The 14,540-nt window shown below is 63.2% G+C and carries 15 protein-coding genes, 1 tRNA gene and 1 riboswitch; of the genes, 6 read left to right on the forward strand and 10 right to left on the reverse strand.

Annotated features, from left to right (window positions below):
• Positions 1-22: 22 nt before the first annotated feature.
• Positions 23-673 (reverse strand): pyrimidine 5'-nucleotidase, encoded by a 651-nt coding sequence (locus ACN2XU_RS07725; protein ID WP_419409843.1) that lies wholly within the window; start codon positions 671-673, stop codon positions 23-25.
• Positions 674-774: 101 nt separating this feature from the next.
• Here ACN2XU_RS07725 and ACN2XU_RS07730 point away from each other — a divergent pair, with 101 nt between their 5' ends.
• A complete protein-coding gene (locus ACN2XU_RS07730; protein ID WP_419409844.1) occupies positions 775-1,419 on the forward strand; it encodes a GntR family transcriptional regulator in 645 nt (214 codons plus the stop codon).
• A 23-nt stretch (positions 1,420-1,442) separates the two neighbouring features.
• On the opposite strand, the gene ACN2XU_RS07735 is transcribed toward ACN2XU_RS07730, so the two are convergent.
• The gene (locus ACN2XU_RS07735; protein WP_419409845.1) at positions 1,443-3,329 is read right to left on the reverse strand and encodes a glycosyltransferase family 2 protein; all 1,887 of its coding nucleotides are present in this window, start codon (positions 3,327-3,329) and stop codon (positions 1,443-1,445) included.
• Between the two features lie 66 nt (positions 3,330-3,395).
• Positions 3,396-4,544 carry a glutamine-hydrolyzing carbamoyl-phosphate synthase small subunit gene (carA, locus tag ACN2XU_RS07740; protein WP_419409846.1) on the reverse strand — a complete coding sequence of 383 codons (1,149 nt, stop codon included), beginning with the start codon at positions 4,542-4,544 and terminating at the stop codon, positions 3,396-3,398.
• A 187-nt stretch (positions 4,545-4,731) separates the two neighbouring features.
• Between carA and ACN2XU_RS07745 the strand changes: the two genes are divergently transcribed.
• Complete coding sequence (locus tag ACN2XU_RS07745) at positions 4,732-5,193, forward strand: GatB/YqeY domain-containing protein (RefSeq protein WP_419409847.1); 462 nt, start codon at positions 4,732-4,734, stop codon at positions 5,191-5,193.
• Positions 5,194-5,250: 57 nt separating this feature from the next.
• On the opposite strand, the gene ACN2XU_RS07750 is transcribed toward ACN2XU_RS07745, so the two are convergent.
• The 3 genes from ACN2XU_RS07750 to ctaD form a co-directional block, all read right to left on the reverse strand.
• Positions 5,251-6,153, reverse strand: coding sequence for a hypothetical protein (locus ACN2XU_RS07750; RefSeq protein ID WP_419409848.1), 903 nt, complete (start codon positions 6,151-6,153; stop codon positions 5,251-5,253).
• A 24-nt stretch (positions 6,154-6,177) separates the two neighbouring features.
• Positions 6,178-6,669, reverse strand: a complete 492-nt coding sequence (locus ACN2XU_RS07755) for a DUF2244 domain-containing protein (RefSeq protein ID WP_419409849.1) — start codon at positions 6,667-6,669, stop codon at positions 6,178-6,180.
• Positions 6,670-6,890: 221 nt separating this feature from the next.
• A complete protein-coding gene (gene ctaD / locus ACN2XU_RS07760) occupies positions 6,891-8,564 on the reverse strand; it encodes a cytochrome c oxidase subunit I (protein WP_419409850.1) in 1,674 nt (557 codons plus the stop codon).
• A gap of 312 nt (positions 8,565-8,876) precedes the next feature.
• Between ctaD and ACN2XU_RS07765 the strand changes: the two genes are divergently transcribed.
• Together ACN2XU_RS07765 and ACN2XU_RS07770 are read left to right on the forward strand one after the other, a co-directional pair.
• Entirely contained in the window at positions 8,877-9,092 is a 216-nt protein-coding gene (locus ACN2XU_RS07765) for a hypothetical protein (protein WP_419409851.1), read from the forward strand.
• 44 nt (positions 9,093-9,136) lie between these two features.
• Positions 9,137-9,339: riboswitch (cobalamin riboswitch) on the forward strand.
• 123 nt (positions 9,340-9,462) lie between these two features.
• Positions 9,463-9,765 (forward strand): hypothetical protein, encoded by a 303-nt coding sequence (locus tag ACN2XU_RS07770; protein WP_419409852.1) that lies wholly within the window; start codon positions 9,463-9,465, stop codon positions 9,763-9,765.
• Positions 9,766-9,793: 28 nt separating this feature from the next.
• On the opposite strand, the gene lipB is transcribed toward ACN2XU_RS07770, so the two are convergent.
• Positions 9,794-10,447, reverse strand: coding sequence for a lipoyl(octanoyl) transferase LipB (lipB, locus tag ACN2XU_RS07775; protein ID WP_419409853.1), 654 nt, complete (start codon positions 10,445-10,447; stop codon positions 9,794-9,796).
• Between the two features lie 3 nt (positions 10,448-10,450).
• A complete protein-coding gene (locus ACN2XU_RS07780) occupies positions 10,451-11,239 on the reverse strand; it encodes a LytTR family DNA-binding domain-containing protein (protein WP_419409854.1) in 789 nt (262 codons plus the stop codon).
• Between the two features lie 91 nt (positions 11,240-11,330).
• On the opposite strand from ACN2XU_RS07780, the gene ACN2XU_RS07785 reads away from it, so the two are divergent.
• Together ACN2XU_RS07785 and ACN2XU_RS07790 are read left to right on the forward strand one after the other, a co-directional pair.
• Complete coding sequence (locus ACN2XU_RS07785) at positions 11,331-11,846, forward strand: DUF2306 domain-containing protein (protein WP_419409855.1); 516 nt, start codon at positions 11,331-11,333, stop codon at positions 11,844-11,846.
• Between the two features lie 80 nt (positions 11,847-11,926).
• Positions 11,927-12,013 (forward strand) — tRNA-Leu (locus ACN2XU_RS07790).
• A gap of 271 nt (positions 12,014-12,284) precedes the next feature.
• Here ACN2XU_RS07790 and ACN2XU_RS07795 read toward each other — a convergent pair.
• Positions 12,285-13,766, reverse strand: coding sequence for an inorganic phosphate transporter (locus tag ACN2XU_RS07795; protein ID WP_419409856.1), 1,482 nt, complete (start codon positions 13,764-13,766; stop codon positions 12,285-12,287).
• Positions 13,767-13,790: 24 nt separating this feature from the next.
• Positions 13,791-14,297, reverse strand: a complete 507-nt coding sequence (locus tag ACN2XU_RS07800) for an NUDIX hydrolase (protein ID WP_419409857.1) — start codon at positions 14,295-14,297, stop codon at positions 13,791-13,793.
• Positions 14,298-14,540 lie beyond the last annotated feature (243 nt).

The raw sequence follows: 14,540 nt of genomic DNA on the forward strand, positions 1-14,540 counted from the left end.
TCCGGGGCGGCACCCGATCCGCTCAGCGCGAGACAAGACGTCGCAGAAACGCCGTCAGATCGTCCGTGTGATGATGGATATGGGGATGGGGTTCCGGGTCCGGCGCCACATGCACGGTGCGCATGCCCATCTGATGCGGGGCGGCGAGATTGCGGGCGTCGTCTTCGAACATCGCCCCGATGTCCGGGTCGAGTCCGTCCATCGCGAACACCGTTTCAAACGCGCTGCGCTCCGGTTTGGGCAGGTAACCCGCATGTTCCACGCCGTAGATCGCATCAAACGCCGCGTCGAGACCGCGGCTGCGCAGAACCTGAGCGGCATAGGGCGCACTGCCGTTGGTGTAGACGATCTTGCGACCCGGCAGGGCCGCAATCAGCTCCGCCAGATGCGGATCCGGGGTCAGAGCGTCAAACTGGATGTCGTGCACCTCTTCGAGGTAGGCCTCGGGGTCGACATCATGCTCGCGCATCAGCCCGGCCAGCGTCGTGCCGTGGACCTCCCAATACTGCCGACGCAGAGTGTTAGCGGTGTCATGATCCGCGCCGGTCGCCCGCATGACGAACTGCGTCATCTTTACCTCGATCTGATCGAAGAGGCGCGCCGCCGGGGGATAAAGCGTATTGTCGAGGTCGAAGACCCAGTGACGCACGTGAGAGAAAAACGATTTGGCCATGGCGTGGACGCTATGCCTTGGTGCGCCCTGTGGCAATGGGGCTGCTTGATTGCCGTGAGCGGACAGGGCTAAGTTGCCGCGATGTGAAGGGGAGGAATTTCATGGCGCAGGCGCGCGCGTCCCAGAAGGATGCTTATACGCTCATTCTTGAGGCAATCGACGGGGGGATTTACCGGCCCGGGGATCGGCTCGTGGAGAGTGAGCTGGCGGAGCGTTTCGGCGTGTCTCGTACTCCGATTCGGGAGGCGCTGCAGCGGCTCGAAACCCAGAGTCTTCTGACGCGGGACGGGCGTTCGCTGATCGTGGCCTCGCTTGATCACAACCAGATGTCCGAGCTTTATGCGGTGCGGTGCGAGCTTGAAGGGCTGGCCGCGCGTCTGGCGGCGCGCCATGCCACCGAGGAGGAAATCCAGGTTCTGGCGGAAATGGTCGATGAAGATCGCGCTCTGCTGAACGATCCGACGGCGCTCAGCCGGGCGAATCGCCGGTTTCACAAGATGATTCATCTCGCCTCGCACAACCGTTTTCTGGTCCAGCAGCTTGATCTCGTGCACCGGTCGATGGCGCTGATGGCGACCACATCGCTGGCGGCGGAAGGGCGGGGCGAGAAGGCGTTGTCAGAGCATTCGGCCATCGTCGACGCCATTGCGCGCCGGGATGAAGACGCGGCCTACCAAGCGCTGCGGGATCATATTTCCGTTGCCTTTGTCACTCGGCTGAAGCTCGATTCTCTCTCACACGGCTGAGCGGCGTTGGAGCGTTCGGGGTCTCATGTATCGTTCGGGATGTCCGATGCCGGCGTATCCGGAGCGGAATGGCCATGTTGCGTCTTGTCCCAGTAGAAGGGGCGGAACACCGTTTCGTACAGAGCCTTGTAGAGCGCGATGGTCCCGAGCGGAAAATAGGCGAACAGCGTAGGCACCCAGGGCGTCAGGTTGCGGTGCGGGCTGCGCGCCACGGCGGCGAGGCCAATCACGATCGAAATCGCCTCGGCGGCCAGGAACAGGACGGTCAGCCCAAGGATCGCCCCCGAGGTCAGGTACCCATCCAGCGGATGCGGCAGGCCGAGCAATACCAGCCAGAACGACCAAAGCACCGGGGCCAGGGCGAATTGCAATAACGTGCCCATCAAGAGCACCTGCATCCCAACGAAACGGCGCGGCCCCAGCTCGCGCCAGAGCCGGGCCGGACGGCGGCTGTGGACCCACCATGTGATGCCATAGCCTTTGAGCCAGCGGGACCGCTGTTTGATCCAGGGCCAAAAGCGGTTGTTCGCCTCTTCCCGGGTGGCTGTCGGGATCAGTTCCGTCACAAAGCCCATGCGGGCGAGGCGAAACCCGAGGTCCGCGTCCTCTGTCACATTGTGCGCGTCCCATCCCTGCACGGATTCCAGCGCCGCGCGCCGGAAGAAAATCGTGGTCCCCCCCAAGGGCACCGCAAGGCCCATCCGCGCCAGTCCGGGCAACAACACACGAAACCAGCTCGCGTATTCGACGGCAAAGCATCGCGATAACCAGTTGGCCCGGGGGTTGTAAAAGTCGAGGATGCCCTGAAGACAGGCAACATTTGGCGGTGCACGGCTGAAATGCTCCGCGACCCGCGTCAGCTGATCTGGCGCGGGTGCGTCCTCGGCGTCATAGACACCAATAATCTCACCATGGGTGAATTGCAGGGCATAATTCATCGCGCGTGGCTTGGTCGTTACGGCACCCGGCGGCACCTCGACAACCCGGCACCATGGCGGCAAAACGGTCCGGTTCAAAGCGTCGCGGGTCTGGGCATCTTCTGCCTCAAGCACCAGCACAATATCGAGCAGCGCCTTTGGATACGTCAGACGGGTCAGGCGCGCGATGAGCGATCTGGCGATTTCCTGTTCCTTGTAGAGCGGAACCAGAATCGAGATGGACGGCGGGTTCCGCGGCAATCTGGGCGGCTCGATCGGTTCGCCGCGCCGTGGCACAGCAAACAGCGCGATCAGTTTCATACCTTGCGTCATGATCAGTGAGCCGAGGGCGAGCGCAAGGGCCGATCCAAAGAACACCGCTGGCGCGATTACAAGACCGGCGATGCAGATCATGGCGGCGATGGCTGACACGACGATGGCGGTCGGCCCGGCTCGGTTCATGTCACGGCAACTGTCCTCGGGGGCGCGCCAGCTCTCCGCGCGCGCGGCGAGGGCCTCCCCATGCCGTACGGCGATCTCGGCGTGGATGTCGGCTTCCAGGGTGAGGCCCATCATCATAGGCCCCATGTCGCCGGGCAGGATTTGAAGCAGCGCTTCGTATTCCTCTGGCCGGGCTGTGGCCAGAAGCAGCGTTTCACCGACCCGGGCCCAGGGCAACACCCCGTGCTGAAGACAGAAATCGGCGGGCAGGAGCATGGCCAGCGACGGGTCCGGCGGGGTTTCCTCGCGGCGGACGATCAGGGCGGAATAGTGGCTGGCCTGCGCGGCCAGAATATCCTCCCGACTGGCAAGCCCTTCGGCCTCCAGAACGCGGGACACGGGCGCGTTGGTGCGCGCGGATTCCGCAAGCGCGCCGAGCATGGTGCGCGGGGCGACCTGTCCGCCATCTATCATGAGCCGCGACAGAGGTTTTCCGCGGCTGTTCTCGGCCTGCGCCAGATGAGCGTCGATCAATTGGCTTTGGGTGCTCATGGTTCACATCCCTTACGATGCGTCCATGAACACCCAGAAGCCTTAAAAACTAGTTAAATTAACCTTTTAGGCTGCATCCATAGAGGTCGCGAACCGTTCGAACAGGTAAAAGCTGTCCTGCGGCCCTGGGCTCGCCTCAGGGTGGTGCTGAACACTGAAGACAGGCCGATTTTCCATGCGAATTCCGCAGTTCGATCCATCAAAGAGCGAAACGTGAGTCTCGACCACGCCTGCCGGAAGGCTCTGGCTGTCGACCGCGAAGCCATGGTTCATCGAGGTTATTTCAACTTTTCCGGTCTGTTTGTCCTTAACCGGATGGTTGGCCCCGTGATGCCCGTGGTTCATCTTGATGGTGCGCGCACCCAGCGCCAGCGCCAGCATCTGATGCCCGAGGCAAATACCAAAGACCGGCAGGTCGGTTTTCTCAAGCAGCCCCTGGATCATCGGCACCGCATAGGCGCCGGTGGCCGCCGGATCGCCGGGACCGTTGGACAGAAAGACGCCATCGGGGCTGTGGGCCATGACATCGTCATAGCTCGCCGTGGCGGGCAGGACGGTCACATCGCAGCCAGCGGACGCAAGGCAGCGCAGGATGTTGCGTTTGGCACCGTAGTCGATCGCGACGACCTTGTGCTTGGGCGCGGTCTGCGGCTTGTAACCCTCCGGCCAGGCCCACCGCATTTCGTCCCACCGATAGCTTTGTGCGCATGTGACGGTCTTGGCCAGATCCAGACCTTCGAGCCCGGAAAACCCACGCGCCGCAGCAACCAGCGCTTCGATGTCGAAGTTGCCTTCGGGATCATGGGCCATGGCCACATGCGGTGCGCCCTGTGCCCGGATCGCCCGGGTAAGCCGACGTGTGTCGATCCCGCCCACGGCAATACGGCCGCGCGCCGCGAGCCAGTCGGACAGCTCCTGGGCCGCACGCCAGTTGGAGCTCTGTGTCGGCATCCATTTGACGACCATCCCCTCGGCGACGGGATCGGCGGTCTCGTCATCCTCGGGATTGACGCCGGTGTTGCCGATGTGGGGAAAGGTGAAGGTGACGATTTGGCCGGCATAGGACGGATCGGTCATGATCTCCTGATATCCGGTCATGGCTGTGTTGAAGCACAGTTCGGCAGTGCACTGGCCCGTGGCGCCAAAGCCCTGTCCGTAGAACAGTGTTCCGTCGGCAAGCGCGAGGCAGGCGGTAGGTTTGAGCGCGGATGGCATGGCAGCGACTCCGGTGATGTGGGGCAAATTGCGCGGAACCTAATGCGGCGGCGGGGTGGGGTCAAGGCCAAGTCTGAATTGTCTTTTTCCCTATATTCAAAGGGTTAGCCCGGTGTGCGCGCGGTTGCGCGCGGTCGCGGGTTTGGGTAGTCTGCAAACTTGTGCCAGAATAGGGGATGTCAGGCTGATGGAATTGCGTGCCAGAGTGAATGCGGCGGTGAAACAGGCGATGAGAGACAAGGCCACGCATCGGCTTTCGACCCTGCGTCTGATCAATGCCGCGATCAAGGATCGTGACATCGCCGCCCGTGGGGAAGGCAATGAACAGGGCGTGGGCGAGCCCGAGGTTCTGGCGATCCTCGGCAAGATGGTCAAACAACGCCGCGAGAGTGCCAAGACCTATGAAGAAGGGGGGCGGCTGGATCTTGCGGAGCGGGAGCTGGCGGAAATCGAGATCATCCGGGAATTTCTGCCCAAGGCATTGAACGATGCCGAAGTCGAAGCCGCCGTTGATGCGGCAATCGCCGAGGTCGGCGCTGACTCGATCCGCGATATGGGCAAGGTGATGGGGGCGCTGAAGGCGAAATACACCGGCCAGATGGACTTTGGCGCGGTTGGTGGCAAGGTCAAGGAAAAGCTCTCGTCCTGAGCGGACCGGGGTGCAGGGCTGGCCGTTGCTACCTGTTCCTGGAGCGACGCTGGCGCGTCAGATCCGGGGAAATTCCGCAGCGATCTGATCGAGGATGGCCCTGTTGGTGATGCGAAAGCGTTTCACGAAGCGGGTCTTGAAGCCGACACGGCCCCGGCGCGCGCCGAAATTCTCGCCATGGTTCAGGATATACAGCACCGAGGGGCGCTTTAGCGCGGTCAGCCGCCGTCCCGCCAGAGCGGCGAGGAACGGGAACATGCGATGTTCATGCGCCATCATCGTGGCGAGGAACGGAGCGCTCTCCGGTTGCAGCGGATCATGGGTCAGTGCGGCACATGAGCCGCAAAGTTTCCAGAAGGGTTTGCGCAGGGGAAAGACCGGCGTCGGCGGGCCGGCAAGCGCATAGGTGCCGCTGGCGTGGTCCATGACAAATCCCGTCTGCACCAGATAGCCGCCCGGCGCTTGCTGCGTCAGCATCTCGCGCACCGTGCCCTGCCGCAGCAGATCGTCCGCATCGAAGCTCATGACATAGCCGCAAGGCAGGCTCATCTCCGGCAGATGCGCGCAAAGCGCGGCCAGTTTGCGCCATTTGTCGTTGCCAGGCGTCGGATCGGTGTAGGGCAGGTGGGTGATGCGCGGATCGTCGGGCAGGGGCGGGCGGTCCTGACAGCAGATCACCGCGCGCCAATTTGGATCGTCCTGATCGAGAAGGCTTTGCAAGGTTGTCTGCAGACGGTCGGTCACGGCGGACCAGTCCTTGACCGGGCCGGGGCCGACGAGGGGGATGAGGAACGTCACGGTTTGCCGCCGCTGCTGTGGAAGCGGGCGGTTGCGCAGCGCCAGCGCGGCGGCCTCGCTCGCCGCAGTGACATGGGGCAGAGCGGAATCCGGGCCGAACAGCGCCGCACGCAACCGCAGCAGGATGCGTTGTTTCTTCGGGGTGGCCGGAACTTGCGCCATGAGTCTTCCTTGCGGTGGGCCGCCTCAGGGGCGGGCGATGCGCCTCAGCGTGCCATCCAGCTCGGTGAACAGCGCCTTGCGTTCGTCTTCGCTCAGAAAAGCGCCGACCTCAACCTCTCTTCCGCCGCCCTTGAGCGTGACATAATTCGGCACGGGCCCGTCTTTCGGATGCAACGTGGCCTCGACCCAATAGGTGTTGCAGTGCCACTCCTGAACGTCGCCCTTCGGATTGGTGCGCGTGAGCCGCGTGTCCTCCCTGGAGATGGTCAGAACCTCCAGGATTTCGCGATCCCGCACATTGCGGCGCAGCGCGTAGTAGAGCGCGGCGGTGGCCGCGAGCATGAAAGGCAGCAGCCCCCAGAGCAGCACGGTGCCAAGCAGGCCATAAAGCGGCACGGACGCAAACAGGAAGAACGACAGGATCATTGCCGAAAAGCCCTCGGGCGAGAGGGAATTGTGCGGCCAGGCGCGCAGTTCGGCGATGTTATCGGAGGTGTCAGTCAGAGTGAATGGCATGGCGGAATAGTAAAGCGATTGCGCAGGAAGTTAAGAGGCAGACGGAGCCAGATGGTAGGTCGTTGGTCAAAGCGTTGGAACGCTGTCGTGGTGCAAGAATGGATGCCATGACGGCCATCCCAACCGGTGCTGGGCTGCGCCCTATCGGTGCTGTGCTATCGTCCAAAGAAAAGGCCCCGCAAATCAGCGGGGCCTTTTGATTTTCACTCAGGTCCCGGCGCTCAGTGCGCGTGACCCTTGTCCCAGTCTTCCCGCTTCGGCAGCTGCTCGAAGGTGTGCTCCGGCGGCGGCGAAGGCAGCGTCCACTCCAGGGTGTCCGCGTATTCGTTCCACGGGTTGTTCTCCGTGACGCGCTTGCCGCGAGTGAGGGCGTGGAAGATGATCCCGAAGAACAGCAGGAACGACGCGAAGGACAGGAACGCACCCCAGCTCGACACATAGTTCCAGGTCGCGAAGGCGTCCGGATAGTCGATGTATCGGCGCGGCATGCCCTGACGGCCCAGGAAGTGCTGCGGGAAGAAGGTCAGGTTGGCCCCGATGAACATCATCCAAAAGTGCAGTTTGGCCATCGGTTCGGAATACATCCGTCCCGCCATTTTCGGGAGGTAGAAGTACACCCCTGCAAAGATGGCAAACACGGCCCCCAGCGACATCACGTAGTGGAAGTGCGCAACCACGTAGTAGGTGTCATGATAGGCGCGGTCCACGGCGGCCTGGCTCAGCACCACGCCGGTCACGCCGCCGACGGTGAAGAGGAACAGGAAGCCGAAGGCCCAGAGCATCGGCGCTTTCATGTCGATGGAGCCGCCCCACATGGTGGCGATCCATGAGAACACTTTGACGCCGGTCGGAACCGCGATGACCATGGTGGCCAGCATGAAGTAGGACTGCTGGGTCAGGGACATGCCGACGGTGTACATGTGGTGCGCCCACACGACAAAGCCGAGTGCACCGATCGCGATGATTGCCCAGACCATCGGCAGGTAGCCGAAGATGGGTTTGCGCGAGAAGGTTGCGATCACGTGGCTGATGATGCCAAAGCCCGGCAGGATCACGATGTACACTTCCGGGTGACCAAAGAACCACAGGATGTGCTGATACAGGATCGGGTCACCGCCGCCAGCAGGATCGAAGAAGGTGGTGCCGAAGTTCCGGTCGGTCAGCAGCATGGTGATCGCACCCGCCAGAACCGGCAGGGACAGAAGGATCAGCCACGAGGTGACGAAGATCGACCAGGAGAACAGCGGGACCTTGAACAGGGTCATGCCCGGGGCGCGCATGTTCAGGAAGGTGGTGATCATGTTGATCGCACCGAGGATCGACGAGGCGCCCGAAACGTGCACCGCAAAGATCGCGAGGTCGGTCGAATAGCCGCCTTCGGTTGTCGACAGCGGCGGGTAGAGCACCCATCCAATGCCGGAGCCGAGCTGGTTGTTGCCGCCGGGCGAGAACACCGACAGAACCGCCAGAGTGGTGCCCGCGACATAGAGCCAGAACGAAAGGTTGTTCATCCGCGGGAACGCCATGTCCGGCGCGCCGATCTGCAACGGCATGAAATAGTTGCCAAATCCGCCGAACAGGGCCGGAATGACGACAAAGAACATCATCAGGATGCCATGGGCCGTGATCATCACGTTCCACAGATGCCCGTTGGGGGTACATTCACCCACGGCGGCGGCTGTCAGGCGCCAGCCTTCCAGACACATGTATTGCACGCCGGGCTCCATGAGCTCCAGACGCATGTAAACGGTGAAGATGACGGACACGAGCCCTGCGAACGCCGAGACGATCAGGTACAGAATCCCGATGTCCTTGTGGTTCGTCGACATGAACCAACGGGTAAAGAACCCGCGGTCGTCGTGGTGGTCGTGGCCGTGAATGGCGGCGTCTGCCATTGTGTGCCTCCTGCTGGTCTCTCAACAAACGCATTCCAAACGGGGGGAATCCCCCGGCGCATGCATTTCCTGACTGCTTTCTAAAATGTGAGGCAGGAGCGGGCAATGGAGGAATTTGACGCAGATCAAATAACATTGTCGCACCCCCCCCGTGCGGGGAATGCGCTGCACGGCACCGTGACCTTGCGGCAAACGTAAGGTTTTCCTGACCGCTCCTGCCCGCAGCAGTCAGGCATTCCTGACTGCCCTTTGCGGCTTGCCGCAGGCACAAAGGAGATCTCTGCTTCTGCTGCTGACCGAAAGGCACGACCCATGGCTCTTTTTGACACGAGCATCGCCCCGCGCCCGTCCATGCTGGCCCGCCTCGCGCGACTTTTTGACACGCCGTTCGATCAACGCAGCCGCGACATCCGGGCCCGCGCGGCCGCGCTGCGCAGCCTGTCCGACAAAGAGTTGGAAACGCGCGGCATGACGCGGGACACGATCTTGCTGCACGTGCTCGGCGCGCACCCGCAAAGCGCGAGATAACATCGGGGCCCTGCGCTTGATCGTTGCGCAGGGGGCCGCGATCTGGCACACTGATTACTGACAGTGACCGTGCCCCTCAAGGCCGGTCTGAAAAGGGAACGCGGTGCGGGCATATTGCCCAAGGCCGTGACTGCCCCCGCAACTGTATGCGGTGAGCGATCCGTCAATGCCACTGGCCATTCGGCCGGGAAGGGACGGTAAGCTGTGACCCGCGAGTCAGGAAACCTGCTGTCATGCCGCCCGAAAGGCGGTTGCAACGAAATCCGGGCGGGGTGCCTCGGGCGGGATGCGGACAGTGGCGCGGGGCCTGACCTTGCAGCTTTCCCCACTCTGACCGGTCGGCCGTCCGCCTCATCGCGCGGAGGGCGCTATGCTGATCGCAAGAACTCTGAACGGGCTGCAGGCCCGCGACCTTTCAGTGGAACGGGCCCAAGAGTTGGGCCAGATGGGCTATATGCAGTGGCTGGGCACCTTGCCCGCCGATGCGGACTACGAATACGAGGCGGTGCGCGCCTATCTCGCAGCCATGGACTTTATCGAAACCGATCCGGCCATCGCCGTGTTTTGCGGCCTGATCCGCGACTCGCTGCGCAAGCCCATGCGTCCGCTCGATCTTGCCATGCCAAAGGCACGGCGCCGGGGTGGCGCGCGAAAGCGGCGATTGCTGATCTGACAGGGTGCATGGGGGCGGTCGGACGCTGTCAGGGGGTCCCCATCACCAGATCGAACTGCCGGCGCAAGGCAACGTCAAGGTCGTCCATCCCCACCGGCAGCCCCAGATCAACCAGGGATGTAACGCCATAATCGGTGATGCCGCAGGGCACGATCCCGTCGAAATGGCTCAGATCCGGCTCCACATTGATCGAGATCCCGTGAAAACTCACCCATTTGCGCAGGCGAATGCCAATCGCGGCGATCTTGTCCTCGGCTTGCAGGCCTGATGGTGTCAAGGGCCGGTCCGGCCGCTCGATCCAGACTCCGACGCGACCCTCGCGGATGTGGCCGCTCAGGCCAAACTCGCCCAGGGTCGCGATAACCCAGGCCTCCAGCGCCTGAACGAAGGCGCGCACATCCTTGCCGCGGCGGTTCAGGTCCAGCATGACATAGACCACGCGTTGGCCGGGGCCGTGATAGGTGTATTGCCCGCCGCGCCGTGTGTCGTGGACCGGAAAACGGTCCGGGTCCCTCAGGTCCTCGCGTCGCGCGCTGGTTCCGGCGGTGTACAAGGGAGGATGTTCGAGCAACCAGACGCACTCATCGGCCTGGCCGGCGGCAATTTCCGCCGCCCGCGTTTCCATGAAGGCCAGGGCCTCGTCATAATCGGTCAGCCCGTCGCTGATCTTCCACTCTGCCATGGCCTACCGGGGCAGCAGCCCCGCCTCCCTGATCCGGGTCACATTGGTGCGGCTGACCGGCACCTCCGTTCCGTTTGTCATCGTCAGGATCGCCCGATCCCCCTCGCGCCGCGCCGCCTTGACCTGACCGAAGGCGGCCCAATGCGAGCGGTGCACCCTTGCGCCGGGGGTGTCGCCCACTTCGCGGATCGCATCCGAAAGCCGCATCAGGATCAATTCTTCGCCGCGTGTCGTCTGCACCCGCACATAATGGTCTTCGACACTCAACGCCAGCAGAGCGCCGCGTTTGTCGAGGGGCAAGCGTTCGAGGATCGGCGGCGGGGCAGGGGTCTCAGGGGGGCGGATCGCCTCCACGGGCGGCCCGGACCGATGCCGGGCGGCGACATGCAGTCCCCCGGTGACGATCAAGGCGATGCTGAAAAGCGTTCCCAGAAACTCGGGCATCTCCGACGCGTCAGGCACCCAGCCGAACACCAGCGCATTTTGTCCAAGCACGACCCCGCAGATGGCAGTGCCGATGGCCAGCGCCTCAATCAACACAGCGGCGACAGTCGGCATTCCCGCAAGACGCCTTCGGACCGCTGCGCTGACCAGAACTCCGGCGGCATAGGTCGCAACGACCAACACCAGCCAATAGGCCATGCGCCCGGGCAGAGACAAAAGCCTGTCCGTCCCGAACGGTCCCGCCAATGCAAGGATCAGCCCGATGCCGCCGGTGATAACCCACGTCACCGGATGGGAAAAATGGGCGCGCCATTCACGAAGCGCGGATTGCGGTTGCTCGTCACTCACGCATGAAGCCCTCTTGTTCACGCATCTGGGATGGCATGGCCGGGGCGGGGTTGTCTAGGCAAGGACAGCAACTCTTCGACATGAGGCATCCATGACTTTCGACCCGATCCTGACCGCTCCGCTGGTGATCCAGATCCACGCGGCCGCCGCCACGCTTTCCCTTGTGCTTGGACCCGTCGCGCTGCTGCGCAAACGCCGTGACCGGGTGCACCGCCTCACCGGATATACATGGGTGATGGCCATGGCGCTCACGGCACTGTCTTCCTTTGGCATCCATGGCTTTGGCATCATTGGTCCGCTCAGCCCTCTGCACCTTCTGGCTGTTCTGGTCCTGTTCTCGCTTTGGCAGGGCATGCGCTACATTCTTGCCGGCAATGTCGCGGGTCACCGGGCGACCATGCAGGGGCTCTACTGGCGCGGGGTCGTCGTGGCCGGCCTGTTCAATTTCCTCCCTGGTCGCACCGTGTCGCGCATGGTGCTGCCCGATGCACAGGAGGCTGGATACTGGGTGATCGCCTTTGGCCTCCTGGTGCTTTTGGCCCAGTGGTGGTTCGCCCGGAAAAACGCCCGGCCGCAGCCCGCGAGCGGCGAGATTCAGCGCGCCTGAAGAAACCTGAAAAAGACGCATTTTCCCTCTTGGCAACCTCGGCGGGCTTCGTTAGAGAGCCTCCACCAAGTCAAGACAGTGCGGTCGTGGCGGAATTGGTAGACGCGCAGCGTTGAGGTCGCTGTGGGGTAACTCCCGTGGAAGTTCGAGTCTTCTCGACCGCACCATCTCTCTCCCGGAGCAATCAGATTTAAGCTTTCGCGGCGCGTGTGTTCACGGGGCGAGCGTTGATCTTGTTTTCGGGCGGCAGCGACCGAACTCAGCCCTGTTCGTCCCCCTGATCCCAACGCTCTCTTTTGACGCGCGCGGATTGTGCCTCGGATTTCTGCGTAAGCGGGCGCATCAACAGGGCGGTGCAGGACAGCAAGCGTCCCGCCCGGTCAGCCGTTGCCGGGCCAGGGTCGCATGGAGCGCAGCCGGGCAAGCCGACCAACGCCCTCAGCCCAGCATCTTGGCCAGAAAATAGAAGCAGACCGCAGACATCATCGCGGCCGCAGGCACTGTGATGACCCATGCTGCGATGATCGTAAGGAAATGCGAGCGCCGCACCAGTTTGCGCCGTTTGCGCTCCTCGCGGGGCAGGGGTCGGGCGTTCGGACGGCTGCCGCTCAACCGTCGCACGCGCCGTTCGGCGTGCCATTCGCGGAAGAACCCGACACCGAAAACGCCGCCAACGGCGATGTGGGTGGAGCTGACCGGTAGGCCTAGCCAGGATGCGACGATCACCGTGGTCGCGGCGGACAGTGCCACGCAGTAGGCCCGCATCGGGTTGAGCTTGGTGATCTGGCCGCCGACCATGCGGATCAGCTTGGGTCCGAAGAAAACGAGACCAAAGGAAATCCCGAGCGCGCCGATTACCATCACCCAGAGCGGGATGCTGACCTTGGCGGCAAAATCTCCGGCCTGCTGCGCGTGCACGATGGCGGCCAGCGGGCCAACCGCATTGGCCACGTCATTCGCGCCGTGGGCAAAGGAGAGCAGCGCGGCAGAGAGCACCAAAGGCAGGCGGAACAGCACTTTGAGCGATTTGTTGCGGTTCTCCAACCCCTCAGCCTGACGGTGGATCAGCGGCCTGGAGAGTGCGGCAACCACGGTCCCGAGCACCGCGCCGATCAGCAGGGCCGTGCCCATGTCGACATGGACGATCTTTTTCAGACCCTTGAGCGCGAGATAAGCGCCGAAGGCGGCGCTCATCAGGCCGATCAGCACGGGCACCCAGCGGCGGGCGGCGGCGATCTTGTCCTCGACGTAGATGATCTTCCATTTGATGAAGGCCAGCACGGCGGCGGCGATAATCCCGCCAAGCACCGGCGAGATCACCCAGCTTGCGGCGATGGCGCCCATGGTCGGCCAGTTTACCGCGCCGATCCCGGCGGCGGCGATGCCCGCGCCCATCACTCCGCCAACGACGGAATGCGTCGTCGACACCGGCGCGCCGACCCAGGTGGCGAGGTTCACCCAAAGCGCAGCGGAGAGCAGTGCGGCCATCATTGCCCAGATGAAGGTGCGCGTCTCGGACAGGCCCGCCGGGTCGATGATGCCCTTCGAGATGGTCGAGACCACGTCGCCCCCCGCCAGCAGCGCCCCGGCGCTTTCACAGATCGCGGCGATGGCAATGGCCCCGGCCATCGACAGCGCCTTGGCCCCGACCGCCGGTCCCATGTTGTTGGCCACGTCATTGGCCCCGATGTTGAGCGCCATGTATGCGCCAAGACCGGCCGCGATGATCACGAAAAGCCCGGACTCGCTGCCCACCGGCGACAGACCGGCGAAGAGCGCCGCGAGGCCGATGAAGACCAGCGACAGACCGACGCCGATGAGCGGCCGCGAGGAGTAGATTGCCGCGCTCTCAAGGCTGCCGAAGCGTTTGAGGTCGCGGTCGAGCGTTTCCATGTGATCTGCGTCGTTCGGTTGGGACATGGCTGGGGTCTCCTGCCTTTTGTATCAGGATCCGTTCGTCGGGCTGAGCATTTCGGCCGCATCGGGATGGGAAATTCGATGGCGGAAGCCGCGCAGCAGCGTGGCAAGGCCCTCTTCGTTTACCCGATCGGCGGCGTCCTCCGGCGAGATCCAGACACGGGTCCGCTCGCTCGCCTCAGGAAAGTCTTCCTCAAGTCCGGCGACCTCGATGGCATAGACATCGACCGCCGTATCAACCGGTACGCCACCGTTGGTAACCTTCGGGTAGCGATACGCTCCGACGAGAAAGGACGGGGTTTCCGCAGGACGCACACCGGCCTCTTCCCAGGCTTCCTGACGCGCGGCACCGCCGGCATCGCGGCCGGACATGGGCCAGCCCTTGGGCAGAATCCACCGTTTGGTTTCGCGCGATGTTATCAGCAGAATGCGCAGGTCAGACCCTGTGCGCTGATAGCACAGCGCCGCGACCTGGTACTGTGGTGGCCGGATCAACATCGGCCGAATGAAATTTTTCCAGATGCCGGGAAACATGGCGAAGGTCCTTTCTGGCCGTCGCCCGTAACGGTTTTGTAACAAAAGGGCAATGCACTGGACGGGTATGGGCTGGTCGTCCAACGAATTCCCTCACGGTGTTTCACGAAAGGCGCGGACGGGTCTTGAGCGCTCGGTAACCAGACTTCAGGCCTGGCGCGCGTTCGGGCCGTCAACGCGCCGCCTGATGGGGCGCTGCTGCGCGGACCGGCTGGGCTTCGCCCGCTCGCGCCTCAAACTCTC

The sequence above is a fragment of the Pacificoceanicola niger genome (assembly GCF_048553275.1).
Classification (GTDB): Bacteria; Pseudomonadota; Alphaproteobacteria; order Rhodobacterales; family Rhodobacteraceae; genus Pacificoceanicola.

Excerpts from the sequence above, each read along its gene's own strand:
- lipB (WP_419409853.1), bottom strand. The coding sequence starts at position 10,447 with ATGGCAGAGTGGAAGATCAGCGACGGGCTGACCGATTATGACGAGGCC.
- ACN2XU_RS07785 (WP_419409855.1), top strand. The coding sequence starts at position 11,331 with ATGACTTTCGACCCGATCCTGACCGCTCCGCTGGTGATCCAGATCCAC.
- ctaD (WP_419409850.1), bottom strand. The coding sequence starts at position 8,564 with ATGGCAGACGCCGCCATTCACGGCCACGACCACCACGACGACCGCGGG.
- ACN2XU_RS07745 (WP_419409847.1), top strand. The coding sequence starts at position 4,732 with ATGGAATTGCGTGCCAGAGTGAATGCGGCGGTGAAACAGGCGATGAGA.
- ACN2XU_RS07770 (WP_419409852.1), top strand. The coding sequence starts at position 9,463 with ATGCTGATCGCAAGAACTCTGAACGGGCTGCAGGCCCGCGACCTTTCA.
- carA (WP_419409846.1), bottom strand. The coding sequence starts at position 4,544 with ATGCCATCCGCGCTCAAACCTACCGCCTGCCTCGCGCTTGCCGACGGA.
- ACN2XU_RS07725 (WP_419409843.1), bottom strand. The coding sequence starts at position 673 with ATGGCCAAATCGTTTTTCTCTCACGTGCGTCACTGGGTCTTCGACCTC.
- ACN2XU_RS07730 (WP_419409844.1), top strand. The coding sequence starts at position 775 with ATGGCGCAGGCGCGCGCGTCCCAGAAGGATGCTTATACGCTCATTCTT.
- ACN2XU_RS07735 (WP_419409845.1), bottom strand. The coding sequence starts at position 3,329 with ATGAGCACCCAAAGCCAATTGATCGACGCTCATCTGGCGCAGGCCGAG.
- ACN2XU_RS07800 (WP_419409857.1), bottom strand. The coding sequence starts at position 14,297 with ATGTTTCCCGGCATCTGGAAAAATTTCATTCGGCCGATGTTGATCCGG.
- ACN2XU_RS07755 (WP_419409849.1), bottom strand. The coding sequence starts at position 6,669 with ATGCCATTCACTCTGACTGACACCTCCGATAACATCGCCGAACTGCGC.
- ACN2XU_RS07765 (WP_419409851.1), top strand. The coding sequence starts at position 8,877 with ATGGCTCTTTTTGACACGAGCATCGCCCCGCGCCCGTCCATGCTGGCC.
- ACN2XU_RS07795 (WP_419409856.1), bottom strand. The coding sequence starts at position 13,766 with ATGTCCCAACCGAACGACGCAGATCACATGGAAACGCTCGACCGCGAC.
- ACN2XU_RS07750 (WP_419409848.1), bottom strand. The coding sequence starts at position 6,153 with ATGGCGCAAGTTCCGGCCACCCCGAAGAAACAACGCATCCTGCTGCGG.